Annotated in this window: 16 protein-coding genes; 4 read left to right on the forward strand and 12 right to left on the reverse strand. The window is 63.9% G+C overall.

The genetic code is table 11. The features are described from left to right. Positions 1 to 3 precede the first annotated feature (3 nt). The 6 genes from ACFFF7_RS01680 to glmU all read right to left on the reverse strand — a co-directional run bounded on the left by ACFFF7_RS01680 (position 4) and on the right by glmU (position 6777). Positions 4 to 2358 (reverse strand): putative bifunctional diguanylate cyclase/phosphodiesterase, encoded by a 2355-nt coding sequence (locus ACFFF7_RS01680; protein ID WP_379479626.1) that lies wholly within the window; start codon positions 2356 to 2358, stop codon positions 4 to 6. Positions 2359 to 2500: 142 nt separating this feature from the next. Next, on the reverse strand, positions 2501 to 2767 hold the full coding sequence (locus tag ACFFF7_RS01685) for a hypothetical protein (protein ID WP_379479627.1): 267 nt from the start codon (positions 2765 to 2767) through the stop codon (positions 2501 to 2503). A 24-nt stretch (positions 2768 to 2791) separates the two neighbouring features. After that, a complete protein-coding gene (gene glmS / locus ACFFF7_RS01690; protein ID WP_379479628.1) occupies positions 2792 to 4615 on the reverse strand; it encodes a glutamine--fructose-6-phosphate transaminase (isomerizing) in 1824 nt (607 codons plus the stop codon). Positions 4616 to 4632: 17 nt separating this feature from the next. After that, positions 4633 to 5013, reverse strand: a complete 381-nt coding sequence (locus ACFFF7_RS01695) for a PIN domain-containing protein (protein ID WP_379479629.1) — start codon at positions 5011 to 5013, stop codon at positions 4633 to 4635. Further along, positions 5010 to 5384, reverse strand: coding sequence for a ribbon-helix-helix domain-containing protein (locus tag ACFFF7_RS01700; RefSeq protein ID WP_379479630.1), 375 nt, complete (start codon positions 5382 to 5384; stop codon positions 5010 to 5012). Before ACFFF7_RS01700 ends, ACFFF7_RS01695 begins: the two co-directional genes overlap by 4 nt. A 31-nt stretch (positions 5385 to 5415) precedes the next feature. Then, on the reverse strand, positions 5416 to 6777 hold the full coding sequence (glmU, locus tag ACFFF7_RS01705; protein ID WP_379479631.1) for a bifunctional UDP-N-acetylglucosamine diphosphorylase/glucosamine-1-phosphate N-acetyltransferase GlmU: 1362 nt from the start codon (positions 6775 to 6777) through the stop codon (positions 5416 to 5418). A gap of 100 nt (positions 6778 to 6877) precedes the next feature. Between glmU and ACFFF7_RS01710 the strand changes: the two genes are divergently transcribed. Together ACFFF7_RS01710 and ACFFF7_RS01715 are read left to right on the forward strand one after the other, a co-directional pair. After that, on the forward strand, positions 6878 to 7537 hold the full coding sequence (locus tag ACFFF7_RS01710; protein WP_379479632.1) for an HAD-IA family hydrolase: 660 nt from the start codon (positions 6878 to 6880) through the stop codon (positions 7535 to 7537). A 140-nt stretch (positions 7538 to 7677) separates the two neighbouring features. Next, on the forward strand, positions 7678 to 8592 hold the full coding sequence (locus tag ACFFF7_RS01715; protein WP_379479633.1) for an SDR family NAD(P)-dependent oxidoreductase: 915 nt from the start codon (positions 7678 to 7680) through the stop codon (positions 8590 to 8592). A 65-nt stretch (positions 8593 to 8657) separates the two neighbouring features. On the opposite strand, the gene ACFFF7_RS01720 is transcribed toward ACFFF7_RS01715, so the two are convergent. The 5 genes from ACFFF7_RS01720 to ACFFF7_RS01740 are packed head-to-tail and all read right to left on the reverse strand — an operon-like array spanning position 8658 to position 12534. Beyond that, entirely contained in the window at positions 8658 to 9512 is an 855-nt protein-coding gene (locus ACFFF7_RS01720) for an enoyl-CoA hydratase (protein ID WP_379479634.1), read from the reverse strand. 34 nt (positions 9513 to 9546) lie between these two features. After that, positions 9547 to 9894: a DUF2794 domain-containing protein gene (locus tag ACFFF7_RS01725; RefSeq protein ID WP_379479635.1), complete on the reverse strand. Its 348-nt coding sequence runs from the start codon at positions 9892 to 9894 to the stop codon at positions 9547 to 9549. Further along, positions 9891 to 10607: a serine O-acetyltransferase EpsC gene (gene epsC, locus ACFFF7_RS01730; RefSeq protein WP_379479636.1), complete on the reverse strand. Its 717-nt coding sequence runs from the start codon at positions 10605 to 10607 to the stop codon at positions 9891 to 9893. The genes ACFFF7_RS01725 and epsC overlap by 4 nt, the downstream gene beginning before the upstream one ends. A 29-nt stretch (positions 10608 to 10636) precedes the next feature. Next, the gene (locus tag ACFFF7_RS01735; protein WP_379479637.1) at positions 10637 to 11251 is read right to left on the reverse strand and encodes a P-loop NTPase family protein; all 615 of its coding nucleotides are present in this window, start codon (positions 11249 to 11251) and stop codon (positions 10637 to 10639) included. Further along, entirely contained in the window at positions 11251 to 12534 is a 1284-nt protein-coding gene (locus ACFFF7_RS01740) for a heavy-metal-associated domain-containing protein (protein WP_379479638.1), read from the reverse strand. The genes ACFFF7_RS01735 and ACFFF7_RS01740 overlap by 1 nt, the downstream gene beginning before the upstream one ends. Positions 12535 to 12605: 71 nt before the next feature. Here ACFFF7_RS01740 and purM point away from each other — a divergent pair, with 71 nt between their 5' ends. Together purM and purN are read left to right on the forward strand one after the other, a co-directional pair. Further along, positions 12606 to 13709: a phosphoribosylformylglycinamidine cyclo-ligase gene (gene purM, locus ACFFF7_RS01745; protein ID WP_379479639.1), complete on the forward strand. Its 1104-nt coding sequence runs from the start codon at positions 12606 to 12608 to the stop codon at positions 13707 to 13709. Next, a complete protein-coding gene (gene purN / locus ACFFF7_RS01750; RefSeq protein WP_379479640.1) occupies positions 13702 to 14655 on the forward strand; it encodes a phosphoribosylglycinamide formyltransferase in 954 nt (317 codons plus the stop codon). Before purM ends, purN begins: the two co-directional genes overlap by 8 nt. On the opposite strand, the gene ACFFF7_RS01755 is transcribed toward purN, so the two are convergent. After that, complete coding sequence (locus tag ACFFF7_RS01755; RefSeq protein WP_379479641.1) at positions 14652 to 14894, reverse strand: hypothetical protein; 243 nt, start codon at positions 14892 to 14894, stop codon at positions 14652 to 14654. The two genes, purN and ACFFF7_RS01755, sit on opposite strands and share 4 nt — an antisense overlap. Between the last annotated feature and the right edge of the window lie 43 nt (positions 14895 to 14937).

Raw genomic sequence — 14937 nt, forward strand, 5'->3', positions numbered from 1 at the left:
ACCTTACGCGCTGGCGCGTTGCAGCGTAGGCGTTGCAAAGAGCGAGCGGGCTTCGGCGGCAGGCATCGGCCGGCCATAGTAATAGCCCTGGATCTTGCGGCAGCCGAGCTGGCGGATCACGTTGAGTTCGGCTTCGGTTTCCACCCCTTCGGCCGTCGTCGACATTTCCAGGCTTTCGGCCATGGCGACTACGGCGCGGATGATAGCGAGGCTTTCCGGGCTGCCGGTGGCGGCGCCCTGGACAAAGCTGCGATCGACCTTGATCGTAGAGAAACGAAGATTGCGGATATAGGCGAGCGAGGAATAGCCCGTCCCGAAGTCGTCGAGCGCAATGCCGCAGCCCAGCGCCATGATCTGCTCCAGTGCCGCGCGGGCAGTGACCGCATCGCGCACGAAGATGCTTTCTGTCACTTCGATCTCGAGCCGCTGCGGGGCCAGCCCCGTCTGGTTGAGCGCGCTGATCACGCTGGACAGAAAATGGGTGTCAAGCAACTGCTCACCCGAGACATTGACTGCAACCTTGACATGGGCCGGCCAGCGCACGGCCTCGCGGCACGCCTCGCGCAGCACCCATTCGCCGATCGGCACGATCAGACGGGTGTCTTCGGCCAGCGGAATGAATTTGCCCGGGCTGACCAGGCCGTGTTCTTCGCTGTTCCAGCGCAGCAAAGCTTCGAAGCTGACGATGTTTTCGTCGCGGGTATCGACCACGGGCTGATAGTTGAGAACGAACTCGTCCTTCTCAAGCGCGCGGCGCAACGAGAACTCCAGCTTGCGCCGTTCCTCGGCCAAGGCGTGCAGTTCCGGCTCGTAACCGAAGTGCTGACCGCCGCCCTCTTCCTTCGAGCGGTACAGCGCAAGGTCGGCATTTCGCATCAAGGTCTCGACCGTGGTGCCATCGCGCGGACCGATCGCCGAACCGACGCTGGCGCCGATATAGAGCGTATGATGATCGACTTCGTAAGGCCGCGAGAGCACCTCGATAATCGCGGCAGCAATTCGGGCAACGCGGGTATGATCGGAGGCATCGCGCACAACGATGGCAAATTCGTCGCCGCCCAGACGCCCGCACAGCTCGTTATCGCTGCAGATCGAGCGCAAGCGCTCGGACACCTTGGCCAGCAATTGGTCGCCAACCAGATGGCCCAGGGTATCGTTGACGGCCTTGAACCGGTCGAGGTCGATCATCAGGAAGGCGCATTTGGTACGCCACTGATCGGCATAGCGCATGGCTTCGCCCAGCGCCTCGGTTACCATCATGCGGTTGGGCAGGCCCGACAGCGTGTCATAGCGCGCCATGTGGGCGATCTTTTCCGAACTTTCGCGCTCATGCGTGACGTCGGAACCCACGCCGCGGAAGCCGTCGAAATTGCCGTTGTCGTCCAGCTTGGGCGTGCCCGACAGTTCCCACCAGCGGTGCGCGCCGCCGATGGTGACGCGAACCAGCAGGTTGGAGAAGCTCTCGCGCCGCTTAAGGCGTTCGGCCAGGTCGTGCAGACTGGGCGGAAACTGGCCGGTTTCCCAGGCCGGACCGGCAATCAGCTGAATGAACGACTTGCCATCGATCTCCTCGATGGTCTGGCCCAGCGCGAAAGCGAAGCGCGGGCTGGCGGACCGTACCCGGCGCGATGTGTCGATCTGCCAGAGCCAGTCGGCTTCGCCTTCCTCGAATTCCTTGAGGAGCAGCGAGACGACCTCGTTCTTTTCTGCCATCCCGGCTTCGGCGACCCGCGCGGTCAGGAACGAACGGGCGTTCTCGATCGCGCCGCGAACCACCACGCCGATGAACAGCAGCGAAACGATCATCATTTCAACGCTGAGCGAATAGGCAAAACTCACCAATGAGGCGATTCCGACAATGCCGGTAAACATCAAGTTGGCTAGCGGCACTGCCGGCAGCATGACCGCACAGGCGGTCATCAGCATGGCGCAGATCGCCCAAAGCTCAAGCTTCTGCATCGGATCGCCATAAGGCGCGAAAAATGCCATCGGCACGACCCAGACCATGGCATTGGCGATCGCCCCGATCGTCTGCTTCTGGACTTCGTCACGGCCAATGCGGCGGCGATCGGCGTCTACCAGGGCCTTGTCGATTTCCGCGCCGTAATACAGCGATGTGCCCAGGGCGATCATCCAGCCGATCAGGACCGCGAAATGGATTTGCGCGTGATAGATCCAGCAAACCCCGACGGCAGCCAGAAGATGCGCGGCAACTCGCGCTTTCGTCACCCTGGCCAGACTGGAATATTGCAGGCCGCGCAGCCGCGCCCAGTCACCGTCGGCCGCATCGTTCAGGCCCAGAACGGCAGTGACGGGGAGAACCCGGGGCAGCGAAGGCGTAACGGACTTTTTGCTCACCCATGCGGCATAGGCGACCAATCGTTATCGCCGCGTAAAGGCGGGGCAATTCTGCGACGAATGGTCGGGATTTGGGCAATAGACTGACGAACCCCGGTTTTCGCCGATGCGGACAAGGCTCAGCTGCAACGGCCACCCACGATCAGAGCTGAGATGTCGCACCAGGAATGATTTTGCCCGGATCGTCGGCCAGTTTGTCCTGAGCGCTCAGCACCTTGTCAAATTCGGCCTTGCGACCATAGCTTAGTCCTCCCTCCTGACGCTCGATTTCCTCATACGGTTCGGCTTGCGGCAGAAAATCGGCGTTCTCATCCAAGCCCTTCGTCCCGGCAACGCGTTGGGCTTGAGTGCCGCGACGAAACATCCAGATCAGAGCTGGCACGAATGCAATCAGCCACAGTTTGGTCATGGTCGAAGCCCTCCGCCTCGAAATTTACTCCACCGTCACCGACTTGGCCAGATTGCGCGGCTGATCGACGTCGGTACCTTTCACGCAGGCGACGTGATAGGCCAGCAGCTGCACCGGAATGGCATAGACCAGCGGCGCAATCAGCGGGTGGACCTTGGGCATCTCGATCGTCGCCAGGCAGCCCTCACCCGCTTCGTCGAGACCTTCGCGATCCGACACCAGGACGATCTTGCCGCCGCGGGCGCGTACTTCCTGCATGTTGCTGACGGTCTTTTCGAACAGCGGCCCGCTGGGCGCCAGGACAATCACCGGGACGGCTTCGTCGATAAGGGCGATGGGCCCGTGCTTCATTTCCCCCGATGCATAGCCTTCGGCGTGGATATAGCTGATTTCCTTGAGTTTCAGCGCCCCTTCCAGGGCCAGCGGATAGTCCTGACCACGGCCGAGATAAAGCACGTCGCGGGCCGGCGCGATCAGGTGGGCCATGGCCGCAATCTCGTTATCGTGGGTCAGCGCGGCATTGAGGCTGGCGGGTGCTTCAAGCAGATGCTTGACCACTTCATTTTCCTCCGCGCGGTCCATGATGCCGCGCTTGACCGCAAGGTGCGCGGCCAGCGCCGCAAGGACGGCCAGCTGGCACGTAAAGGCCTTGGTGCTCGCCACGCCGATTTCGGGTCCGGCATGGGTCGGCAGCAGCAAGTCGGCCTCGCGCGCCATCGAACTGGTCGGAACGTTGACCACCACCGCGATGGTCTGGCCGTTCTCCTTGCAGTGCCGCAGTGCCGCCAGGGTATCGGCGGTTTCGCCGCTCTGCGAAATGAACAGCGCCAGCCCGCCCGGTTCCAGCACAGGGTTGCGATAGCGGAACTCGCTGGCGAAATCGATGTCAGCGGGGAGACGAGCGAACTGTTCAAACCAGTATTTCGCAACCATGCCCGCGTAATAGCTGGTCCCACAGGCAACAATGGTGACGCGGTTGATGCTGGACAGGTCGAAATCGAACTGCGGCAGGGCGACCGACTGATCGACCTGGCGGATGTAGCTGCGCAGGGTCTGGGCGACCACGGTCGGCTGCTCGAAGATCTCCTTCTGCATGAAGTGGCGGTAATTACCCTTTTCGATCTCTGCCGCCGATGCGCCCGACGTGGTCACCGCGCGCTCGGCAGAGCGATTTTCCTTGTCAAAGACCTGCGCGCCGTCGCGGGTGATGACCACCCAGTCACCTTCATCAAGGTAGGCGATCTGCTGGGTCAGCGGGGCCAGGGCCAGCGCGTCGGAGCCAAGATAGGTCTCCCCCTCGCCGAAGCCGAGCACCAGCGGCGAACCGAGCCGCGCGCCGATCAGCATGTCGGGATAGTCCTTGAAGGCGATGGCCAGGGCAAAGGCGCCGCGCAGTTGCGGCAGCACTGCCTTCACGGCATCCTGCGGGCTGAGCCCGGCCTCGACTTGCTCGGACAGCAGGTGTGCCACAACCTCGGTATCGGTGTCGCTTTCGAAGGTCCGCCCGCGCGCGGCCAACGCATCCTTGAGCTGGCGGAAGTTCTCGATAATCCCGTTGTGGACCAGCGCCAGAACCGCGGTGGCATGGGGATGGGCATTGGCCGCGGTCGGCGCACCGTGCGTGGCCCAGCGGGTGTGGGCGATCCCCGTTGTACCGGGGGCCGGATCACGCGCCAGTTCGCGGACGAGATTGACCAGCTTGCCAGGGGCACGGCGGCGGACGAGTTCGCCATCGTGGACCGTGCAGACCCCGGCGCTGTCATAACCGCGGTATTCCATCCGCCGCAGGCCGTCGACCAGCCGGTCCGCGACCTGTTCCTTGCCGACGATGCCGATAATGCCGCACATGCTTCTGGGTGCTTTCGTTAGAGAATGTATGGGACCCGGATACCCGGCATTTCGGCCGGGAAATCCTTGGTGTTGCGGGTGATTAGCACGCGGCCGCGGATTTGCGCCGAGGCCAGAATGATTGCATCGGGCGATTTCAATCGTGGTCGTTCACGGCGCAAAGCCGCCGCACGGCGCGAAATTTCATCGTCAATCTCATCGAGCCCAAATCGCGACAGGAATACCAGTGCATCCTGAACCATCCCCTCGCTGCCTTTCGAGAGGACTTCGATCCACGCCATTCGGCTGATCCACGGCCGCGCGTTCAGACCCACCGCGCGTTCGATCTCGACCCGCGCCGCAGGATAGCCCGCCAGCGCATCGATCACGATGTTGGCGTCAAACGCAAAGCCACTCACTTGGAAGGGGGCCGTTTGGGCTTGGGATACTTGCCGGCGACCATGTCGAGGTAGATTTGCCGTTGCCGATCATCCTCGTCATCGAACATGTCCGGAGATTCGGCGCGGACTTCTTCGTAGTCATCGTCCCAATAACGTGTCCATTCGGCGCGCCGCTTGCGTTCGTATTCATGCGGATCGTAATCGACCCCATGCCGCGCCCAAAGGCCAAAGCCCTTTTCCAGCCAATCCATCCCATCGGCTGGGGACTGCCCCTTATAAGCGCTCACTGCCTCGCGCAGCACGGAAGCACGCGACTTGCCCTGCTCGGCCGCACGGGCATCGAGCCACTTGATGTCTTCATCGGGCAGATCGGCGAGGATACGGGTCATTGATATACTGATATCATATCATGATATCGTGTCAAGGCTTCGCTTTCTCCGCCTTCTTCTTTTTCATCGCGTCGTGAAAGCGGTCTGCCCAGCCCGGCTTGATCAGCTGTTCGCCGCGCACGATCCGCAGCTCGCCCGCCGCGACGTCGCGGGTAACCGTGCTGCCGGCGCCGACAATGGCGTCCGCGCCGATGCTCACCGGCGCAACCAGCGCCGAATTGGAACCGATGAACGCGCGTTCACCGATCACGGTCCTGTGCTTGAAATAGCCGTCGTAGTTGCAGGTAATCGTGCCCGCGCCGATATTGGCCGCGGCCCCGACCTCGGCATCGCCGATGTAGGATAGATGGTTGGCCTTGGCCCCCGCGCCCAGCGTTGCGTTCTTCACTTCGACGAAGTTGCCGATCTTGGCCTTTGCGCCCAGCACCGCGCCGGGGCGTAGGCGAGCAAATGGGCCAACCTCGCACCCTTCGCCGATCGTAGCACCTTCAATGTGGCTGAACGCGCGGATCGTCGCCTTGTCGGCGACCTTGACCCCGGGTCCGAAGACCACGTGAGGCTCGATCGTCACGTCGCGGCCCAGTTCCGTATCCCAGCTGAAAAACACCGTCTCTGGGGCGCGGAGCGATGCCCCGGCGGCCATCGCCTCTGCCCGTTTGAAATCTTGCCAAACCGCCTCGGCCTGGGCGAGCTCGGCGCGGCTGTTGATCCCTGCCACTTCGGCGGCTGCGGTTTCGACGACCTTGACCGTATGGCCTTCGCCGATGGCATTGGTGGCAACGTCGGGTAGATAGTATTCGCCTGCCGCATTGTCGTTGCCGACAGCCCCAAGCAATCGCCACATGTCCGCCGCCGCCGCAACGATAACGCCGGCATTGCACAGCGTTACGGCGCGTTCATCGGCGCTGGCATCCTTGTGCTCAACCATCTTGCGTACCGAGCCGTCGGCGTCCGCGATGATCCGGCCATAGGCAGCGGTATCGGCCGGGCGAAAGCCCAGCACCGCCACCATAGCCCCGCCCTGCAAGGCGCTGCACAGCCGGCGCACTGTCGCCGCAGCCAGGAATGGAACGTCGCCGAAGCACACCAGCACATTGCCGGAAAATCCTTCCAGCGAATCCCGTGCCTGCAAGGCCGCATGGGCCGTGCCCAGCTGGGGTTCCTGGAGCACGATCTGTGCATCCATTCCGGCCAGTGCCGCCTCGATCTGTTCAGCCCTGTCCCCGGCAACGATCACCCGCCGCTGCGGCTCGAGAGCATCGAGGCTGGACAGCAGGTGGAGCAACATCGGGCGTCCGGCGATCGGATGCAGCACCTTGTGCAGGTCGCTTTTCATGCGGGTGCCCTTGCCCGCGGCAAGAGTGACAATGGCGAGAGGCGTGGCATTGGTCATAGTCGTCCAGCTAACTCCAACCTCCGTTCGTGTCGAGCGAAGTCGAGACACCGCGCGAAGTGCCTCGACTTCGCTCGACACGAACGGATAGGGGGCAGGAATGGACCTATTCCCTTTTGCGATCGTCGGCTTCGATCTGGACGGCACCCTGCTCGACACTTCGGGCGACCTTGGTGCCGCGGTGAACCATGCATTGTCCTTGATTGACCGCCCGCCGGTGCCGCGCGAAGCGGTGACGGGATTGATCGGCGGCGGGGCCCGCCTGATGCTGCAGCGCGCCCTGGCGCTGACCGGCGGCAGCGACGGGATCGACGAGGACGCGCTGTTTGCCGAACTGCTCACCTTCTATGAGGCGAACATCGCCGTATACACCGCGCTTTACCCCGGTGCGGCGCTGATGCTGGACGACCTTGCGGCGCTTGGCGTCAAGCTGGCAGTCGTCACCAACAAGCGCGAGACCATGACCCGCAAGCTGTTCGGCGCCCTGGATTTAACCGATCGCTTTGCCTGCATCATCGGTGCCGGGACCTATCCGCTCAAGCCTGCGCCCGATGCCCTTCACGCCATGGTCGCGCAGTGCGGCGGTGGCCGCGCCGCCTTTGTCGGCGATACCACCTTCGATACCGGGGCGGCCAGGGCCGCGCAGATGCCGGCGGTGGCGGTCAGCTTCGGCTTCAACGACCGGCCGCCGCACGAATTGGGTGCCGATGCGGTGATCGATCATTTTGACGCGCTGATTCCCGCCCTTTCGCGCCTTTGAACGGCGATTCGTGCTGTCCGGCGGACCGGTTGACGCTAGGGAATATGGCCTTGCGGACCTAGGCATTGCCAGCGCCTTTGCACCGTGCCATTCCGCCGCCGCTTCCCCTCGGGATTCCTGCCAATCAGCGGAGACTACCCATGACTATCTCGTACAAGGATCGCGTCGCAATCGTCACCGGCGCTGGCGGCGGCCTGGGCCGTGCCTATGCTCTCGAACTCGCCAAGCGCGGGGCCAAGGTGGTGGTCAACGACCTCGGCGGCAGCCGCGACGGCACCGGCCATTCCGACGCCGCCCTGAAAGTGGTCGAGGAGATCAAGCAGGCCGGTGGCGAGGCGATGTCAAACGGCGGCTCGGTGACCGAGTACGAACAGATGGTCGAAATGGTCGCCAAGGCCAAGGAAGCCTGGGGCGGCGTGCACATCCTGATCAACAATGCCGGGATCCTGCGCGACAAGAGCTTTGCCAAGATGGAAATGGCCGACTGGAAGCTTGTCGTCGATGTCCACCTCAACGGCAGCGCAAACTGCACCAAGGCGGTGTGGGACACCATGCGCGAGCAGGCCTATGGCCGCATCCTGATGACCGCCAGCAGCACCGGCCTGTTCGGCAACTTCGGCCAGGCCAATTACGGCGCGGCCAAGCTGGGTCTTGCCGGCTTCACCAAGACGCTGGCACTGGAAGGCGCGAAGTACAACGTCCGCGTCAACACTCTGGCCCCGGTCGCCGGCACGCGGATGACCGAAGACCTTGGCATGCCCGACCAGCTGTTCAAGATGCTCAGTCCCGAAAACGTCGCCCCGATGGCGCTGTACCTGGTCAGCGAGGATGCGCCGACCAACATGATCTGCGGTGCCGGCGCCGGCGCCTATCACGCCGCTTATGTCACCTTGACCCCGGGCGTCGCCCTGCCCGCCGATGACCGCACCCCCGAAGGCATTGCTGCCGCCTGGGACCAGATCATCGACCGGACCGGCGAAATCGTCCCCCAGTCGGGCGGCGAACAGAGCCAGGTGGTTATGGCCGCACTGGCGAAGATCGGCGCGCTGGGCTGAACGCAGCTCAAGATTCAAAAAAGGCCACGCGGGAAGGAAGGCCTTCCCGCGCGGCTTTATTTTTATCAACGGTCCGATTTTGGCTTGGCCGGTATTCCCGGCGCAAATGCCCGGTCCATGAACGATCCATCCTGGTGCAGCCGGTAATGGGTATGCGCCAGGTGGTGGGCGTTGAAGGCCGCGCGCTGGACGTTTTCGAAGCCCTGGGCGTGGAACGCGGCGTTGATCGCATCCTTGGCCAGCTTCAACGCGAACGAGGGCTTGTCGGCGATCAGGCGGGCGAACGCCAGTGTCTCCGACTCAAGCGTTTCGGGCGAAACCACGCGGTTCACCATCCCGGCCGCTTGCGCCTCAGCCGCTGTGATCGGCTGCCCGGTCATCAGAAATTCCTTGGCCTTGCGAATGCCCAGTTCCCATGCGTGGGCGAAGTACTCGACTCCCGGGATGCCCATGTAGAGCGTGTTGTCCTGGAAGGTCGCGTCTTCGCTGGCGATGACGAAGTCGAAGGGCCAGACCAGCATCAGTCCGCCGGCGATGACCTTGCCCTGGACCGAAGCGATCGTCGGCTTGGCCAGATCGCGCCAGCGCCGGCAGAACCCTTCGTAGATTTCCTTCTCGCGGCAGTAATAGGCTTCCGCCCCGTCCCAATTGTCTGCGTTCCACGTGCCGACCCGCTTGTGGGCTTGTCCGGCAGCGCGGTGATCGCCCTCGCGCAGGTCATGCCCTGCGGAAAAATGCGGCCCTTTGGCAGCAAGGATAACCACCTTGACCCCGTCGTCCGCCATTGCCGCGTCGAAAGCATCGTTGAGTTCGTAAAGCAGGTGCGTGTCCTGCGCATTGCGTGCCTCGGGCCGGTTAAGCCAGATGCGTGCGATCCCGGGTTCAGGACGCTCGTAAATGAGAGTGTCGAATTCCGGCATCGCACCTTCCTTTGGGTAGGTCGCGACTAGCGCCCTAGCTCTCCACAACCTTGAGCAGTCGCCGCTCCAGCGGGAACAGGACGCCGGCCAGTTCGTGGCCGCGCTTGAGTACCTGACCCGCTTCGCCCACCAAAGTCCACATGCCTTGTTTGCCCCGCAGCGCCGGGCGCTTTTCGACACGGACTTCGGGGCGTTCGGCGGTGCGGCGGAAGGCGGCGAAGCTGGCGGCGTCGCGGGTGAAGTCCATCGCATAATCGCGCCACAGCCCTGCGGCGACCATGCGGCCGTAGAGATCGAGGATGCGCAGCAATTCGGTGCGTTCGAACCCGACCTGTTGCGGTCGGGTTCCGGTCAACGGAAACGGGGTAATGACCGCGCTCAAGCCGACTTCTTCTCTCCGCGCTTGCGCCCGGCCGATTGCTTGGCGGCGGCCGCGTCACGCTCTTCCAGCAGCTGGGCGATGCGCTTCTGCATCGTCTCGATCTCGCACTGCAGCAGTTCAAGCTTCTGCGTCGCCGGATCGAACCGGTCCGAGCACGGCGTGCCATAGGGGACGAAGTTCTGCGTCTCGGGCTTGACCTCGACCAGGGTCTGCTTGGCCGGGATGCCGACCATCGTCGCGCCTTCGGGGACATCCTTGTTGACCACGGCATTGGCGCCGATGCGGGCGCCCTGGCCGACCGTGATCGGACCGAGGATCGCTGCGCCCAGGCTGACGATCACATCGTCGCCGATGGTCGGATGGCGCTTGCCGCCCACCCCGTTGGTCGGATTGGTCCCGCCCAGGGTCGATCCCTGGTACATCGTGACGTTGTCGCCAATTTCAGACGTTTCACCAATCACCACGAAGCCGTGGTCGATGAAGAAATTGCGACCGATCTTGGCGCCGGGATGGATGTCGATCGCGGTGAAGAAACGGCTGACGGAATTGACCATGCGGGCCAGGAAAAACAGCTCGGCCTCGAACAGCCAGTGCGCCACCCGGTGCAGGCCCAGTGCCAGCACGCCGGGATAGAGCAACACCTCCCAGCGCGTCCGCGGGCTGGGATCGCGGGCGACGATCGAGTCGAGATAGGTGACCAGGCGCTGCGGCATCGTTCCCCCCTTGTCCCACCAAGTGCGCTTCAAAGCAAGCGCGGCTCCTCGGGACCGATGACTTCTTCCAGCGCGTCGCGCCACACCGACAGCGTCGGCGCGACCTTGCGCTCAAGGCTGAGCCGGTCGATTGCGGCGACGAGCCGTTCGATCCCCAGATGGGAACGCTCGGCCCGCGGGACAAGATAGGCCGCGGCATCGCCGCCCAGCACCAGCCCGCGCTGCTCGGCATGGACCGCCAGCAGGTCGGCCAGCATGGCATCGTCGGGAGTGCCTATGGTGAGGTGCAGGGCTGCCCCCAGCCGCGAGCGCAGATCGGGCAAGACGATCTGCCACTGCTCCTCGCCTCGCCCGCTGACCAGCAGCAGCGGTGTGCCGCTTTCCTGGGCGCGGTTCCAGCGATGGAACAGCTTGGTTTCGTCGATGTGGTCGGCCTGATCGATGGCTTCGCCCAGACCTTGCTGTGCAAACCAGCGGGCGATCAGGCTTTTGCCCGAACGCGGCGGGCCATGCAGCACGGCGGTACGAAACGGCCAGCTTTCCGTTGCGCTCAACGCTTCGACCGCCGCGATATTGGCATTGCCGACGACGACTCGCGCTGGGCCATCGCCCCCAACCTTCAGGGGCAGTGCGATCTGGCCCATCAGCGGCGGATGGACAGCGCGTTGTTGCCGACCGAGACCGAATAACCACGTGCCCGCAGCGCGGCGGCAAGATCGGCCAGCTCTCCGGCATAGCTGACCCGCATAAGCGAGGTTCCGCCCATTGCCAGGCTGGTTGTCGAAGCACCCTTGACCCCGGCTGCTGAACGCACCGCGCCCAGCGCAGCATCGACTGCCGCGGCATCGGGCGAAGCGAACTGCACGGTAAAGGTGCTGACCTTTGCCTCTTCGGTCGCTGCCGCGCTGGGCGCAGGCGAAGCCGCTGCCGCGGCATCGGGCGATACGGCCTTTGTCGCAGCTTCCTGGGCCTGACCGGCGGCGATCAGCGCAGCCAGTGCGGGATCGATCGAGGGCCGCACGTTGAGCGTGGTATCGGGTTTGAGCAGGCCGCTCTGCAGGGCGTTGGCATAGATCGCGTCGATCCGCACGACCGCCTGGGCCAGCATTTTAGGCAAACCGGCTTCGTCATTGGCGGTCATTTCGAAGCCGCCAAGCCAGGTGTTGTCCGGGCCATAGCGCGCGGTGAACGTGCCCCGCACCGGACCGCCTGGCCACTGCCGTTCAAGACGCGCCTCGGGAATCAGCACGTCGGACGCACCGAACTGGTCGAGCACGTTGCGCCACCACGCGCGGCTGCGCCGACCCGGCTGGCCTGCCGTGAGCAGCAGCGATTCGCCGCCGGAACCGGACGGACGGACATAGTCGATCGGGCTTTGCCCGGCGCGGAACTGGGCCCAGGCGGCCTGCCACGGTCCCTTCACTTCGAATACTTGCGCGGTTCCGCCCGAACGCAGCACCGGAATGACCATCAGCGGGGCGGAGTGCGTACGTGACCCGTCACCCCCGCTGAGGAATTGTCCGGCGCGGGCACGGTCGAACACCACCCCCAGCGTCGCGACATAGCGCCTCGGCCCGATCTGCTCGTGCTCGATCACGATCGACGAAACCATCGATTGCAATTGCCCGTCGGCAATTGCCGGCCCGCCCGCCTTGGCCCAGGCCAGCTTCGCCGCGGCTTGCCATCCCTTGAGCCGGGCATCTTCCCCATTGTCGCCGGTCACATTGACTTCGACCCCGTCGATCTGGATATCGCGGCTGGCGGCAACCGGGATGATCCCGCGATCGCCCTCGATCTGAGCGATCAGTGCCGCCGGATCAATCAGCACCAGGGCTCCCGCCAAGGCCAGGCCAAGGCCGCCCAGCAGCAGGGCAACCGGTCCAGGGCGCCGGATTCGCGCAGAAAGATGGGTCGAGGTGGGTGTCATCGGGGAAAACCGGGTGCCTTTTGCCTAAAGGATCGTGGAAATCCAAGCCGGAAAGCGTTAGGCGGCTCGCGATGGCCAATAATCCTCCGCCCAAGAGCTACTCGTATGAGCAGGCTGGCGTCTCGATCGCTGCCGGAAATGCGCTGGTCAAGGCCATCGCGCCGCTGGCTCGTGCCACGGCCCGCCCCGGCGCAGATGCCGAATTGGGCGGATTTGGCGGGTTCTTCGACCTGAAGGCGGCAGGCTATGCCGATCCGCTGCTGGTTGCCGCCAACGACGGGGTCGGAACCAAGGTCAAACTGGCGATCGATCACGATCGCCACGATACCATCGGGATCGATCTGGTCGCGATGTGCGTCAATGACCTGATCGTCCAAGGGGCAGAGCCGCTGCTGTTTCTAGACTACTTCGCCACGGGCAAGCTGGAAAATGGCATCGCCGAACGCGTGGTCGCGGGAATCGCCGATGGCTGCAAGCTGGCCGGCTGCGCGCTGATCGGCGGCGAGACTGCGGAAATGCCTGGAATGTATGCCGCTGGCGATTACGACCTTGCCGGATTTTGCGTCGGCGCGGTTGAGCGCGGCGAGCAATTGACCGGGGACAAGGTCGCGGCGGGTGACGTACTGCTCGGCCTCGCCTCCTCAGGCGTCCATTCCAACGGCTATTCGCTGGTGCGGCGACTGGCTGCGGACAAGGGCTGGAAGCTTGATCGACCCGCCCTGTTCGATCAGGACCGGCTGCTGATCGATCACCTGATCGAGCCGACGCGAATCTATGTAAAGAGCCTGTTGCCCGTGATCCGCACCGGTCGGATTCACGCGCTGGCCCACATCACCGGCGGCGGCCTGCTGGAAAACGTGCCGCGCGTTCTGCCGGAAGGGCTACATGCGCGGATCGACGTCGGCGCCTGGATCCAGCCGCGCCTGATGGCGTTCCTGCAGGCCCAGGGCAATATCGAGCCGGAGGAAATGGCCCGGACCTTCAACTGCGGGATCGGCATGGTTCTGGCCGTCAGTGCAGAGGAAGCCCGATCCGTCCAGGCCGATCTGGTGGCCGCGGGCGAGACGGTCCATGTCATCGGCGCGATCGAGGCGGGTCCGCGCGGCTGCACCGTCCAGGGCAGCGCTGACGACTGGTCGGCGCGCGAGAGCTGGGAAGCCGTTCACCTTGCCTGAACGGGCCAAGGTCGCCGTGCTCATCTCGGGCAGCGGCACCAATATGGCCGCGCTGCTCTATGCCTCGCGCGAGGCTGACTGCCCCTATGAAATCGTCCTTGTCGCTTCCAACAATCCGAATGCCGGCGGACTGAGACTGGCCGAGGCTGAAGGGGTGAAAACCTTCGTCTTGCCCCACAAGGGAATGGCCCGTGCCGACCATGACATGGCGATGGACGCGGCGATCCGCACAAACGGCGCCCGCTATGTTGCCCTGGCCGGGTACATGCGCATTCTGACGGCTGACTTTGTCGGGGCTTGGGAAGGCCGGATGGTCAACATTCACCCTTCCCTTCTGCCCAAATACACCGGGCTGCATACCCACGAACGGGCGCTGGCAGCCGGTGACAGCCATGCTGGCTGCTCGGTCCATCTGGTCACCGCTGAACTGGATGAAGGGCCCGTCCTTGGCCAGACCGCCGTTGCAGTGATGGCCGGCGACACCGCGGAAGCGCTGGCCGCAAGGGTCCTGATTGCCGAGCACCAGCTTTATGCGCGCTGTCTTGCCCGGCTGGTCAGCCGCGACTCATCTCCAGACTACCTGATCGCGCAGGTCCGCACGCGCGCCCTTGCCCTGCCCGAGGCCGACGAGGTGCTGAGTCACGGCATGCCGTGCTTCGGAGTGATCAAGGGCAAGAAGTTCGCTTATGTCTCGAGCGATCATCACGGCGACGGCAAGGTCGCGCTGCTGGTCAAGATCAGCGGCGCGGACGAGCAGGCACAGCTGATCGACCTGGACGCCGCGCGCTATTACCGCCCGGCCTACTTCGGCGACGGTTGGATCGGGATCCGACTCGATCTGGGCGATACTGACTGGGATGCCGTGGCGGAATGGCTGACACGCAGCTGGCGCAGCATCGCACCCAAGCGATTGACGGGCCTTATGGACGCGGCCGACGCGTTCTAGATCTCGCTCCCATCCACCATCGGGCGGCTCTCCCGCGTTCCGCGATACCTCGCATCGGGTTCGGTTGGACCAGGCGAGATGACGACGTAATCTTCATGCACTTCGAGCAGTGTTCCGACAAAGGGCCAGTCCGCCATCGTACTGACCTTGTAGCTGACCGTATCGCCGACCTTGAAGGACGCCGGATCGAAGTTGAAGGCAAACGGGCAATCTTCGCCCTCACCGCCCATGCCGCGCATTGGCTCTCTCCTTTTGCGGACAACATAGGGCTGGATTGCGGAA

The sequence above is a fragment of the Novosphingobium aquiterrae genome, assembly GCF_042434435.1.
GTDB lineage: Bacteria > Pseudomonadota > Alphaproteobacteria > Sphingomonadales > Sphingomonadaceae > Novosphingobium > Novosphingobium aquiterrae.

Excerpts from the sequence above, each read along its gene's own strand:
- epsC (WP_379479636.1), bottom strand. The coding sequence starts at position 10,607 with ATGCCGCAGCGCCTGGTCACCTATCTCGACTCGATCGTCGCCCGCGAT.
- purM (WP_379479639.1), top strand. The coding sequence starts at position 12,606 with ATGGCCAATAATCCTCCGCCCAAGAGCTACTCGTATGAGCAGGCTGGC.
- ACFFF7_RS01710 (WP_379479632.1), top strand. The coding sequence starts at position 6,878 with ATGGACCTATTCCCTTTTGCGATCGTCGGCTTCGATCTGGACGGCACC.
- ACFFF7_RS01715 (WP_379479633.1), top strand. The coding sequence starts at position 7,678 with ATGACTATCTCGTACAAGGATCGCGTCGCAATCGTCACCGGCGCTGGC.
- ACFFF7_RS01720 (WP_379479634.1), bottom strand. The coding sequence starts at position 9,512 with ATGCCGGAATTCGACACTCTCATTTACGAGCGTCCTGAACCCGGGATC.
- ACFFF7_RS01755 (WP_379479641.1), bottom strand. The coding sequence starts at position 14,894 with ATGCGCGGCATGGGCGGTGAGGGCGAAGATTGCCCGTTTGCCTTCAAC.
- ACFFF7_RS01685 (WP_379479627.1), bottom strand. The coding sequence starts at position 2,767 with ATGACCAAACTGTGGCTGATTGCATTCGTGCCAGCTCTGATCTGGATG.
- ACFFF7_RS01735 (WP_379479637.1), bottom strand. The coding sequence starts at position 11,251 with ATGGGCCAGATCGCACTGCCCCTGAAGGTTGGGGGCGATGGCCCAGCG.
- ACFFF7_RS01740 (WP_379479638.1), bottom strand. The coding sequence starts at position 12,534 with ATGACACCCACCTCGACCCATCTTTCTGCGCGAATCCGGCGCCCTGGA.
- glmS (WP_379479628.1), bottom strand. The coding sequence starts at position 4,615 with ATGTGCGGCATTATCGGCATCGTCGGCAAGGAACAGGTCGCGGACCGG.
- glmU (WP_379479631.1), bottom strand. The coding sequence starts at position 6,777 with ATGACCAATGCCACGCCTCTCGCCATTGTCACTCTTGCCGCGGGCAAG.
- ACFFF7_RS01700 (WP_379479630.1), bottom strand. The coding sequence starts at position 5,384 with ATGACCCGTATCCTCGCCGATCTGCCCGATGAAGACATCAAGTGGCTC.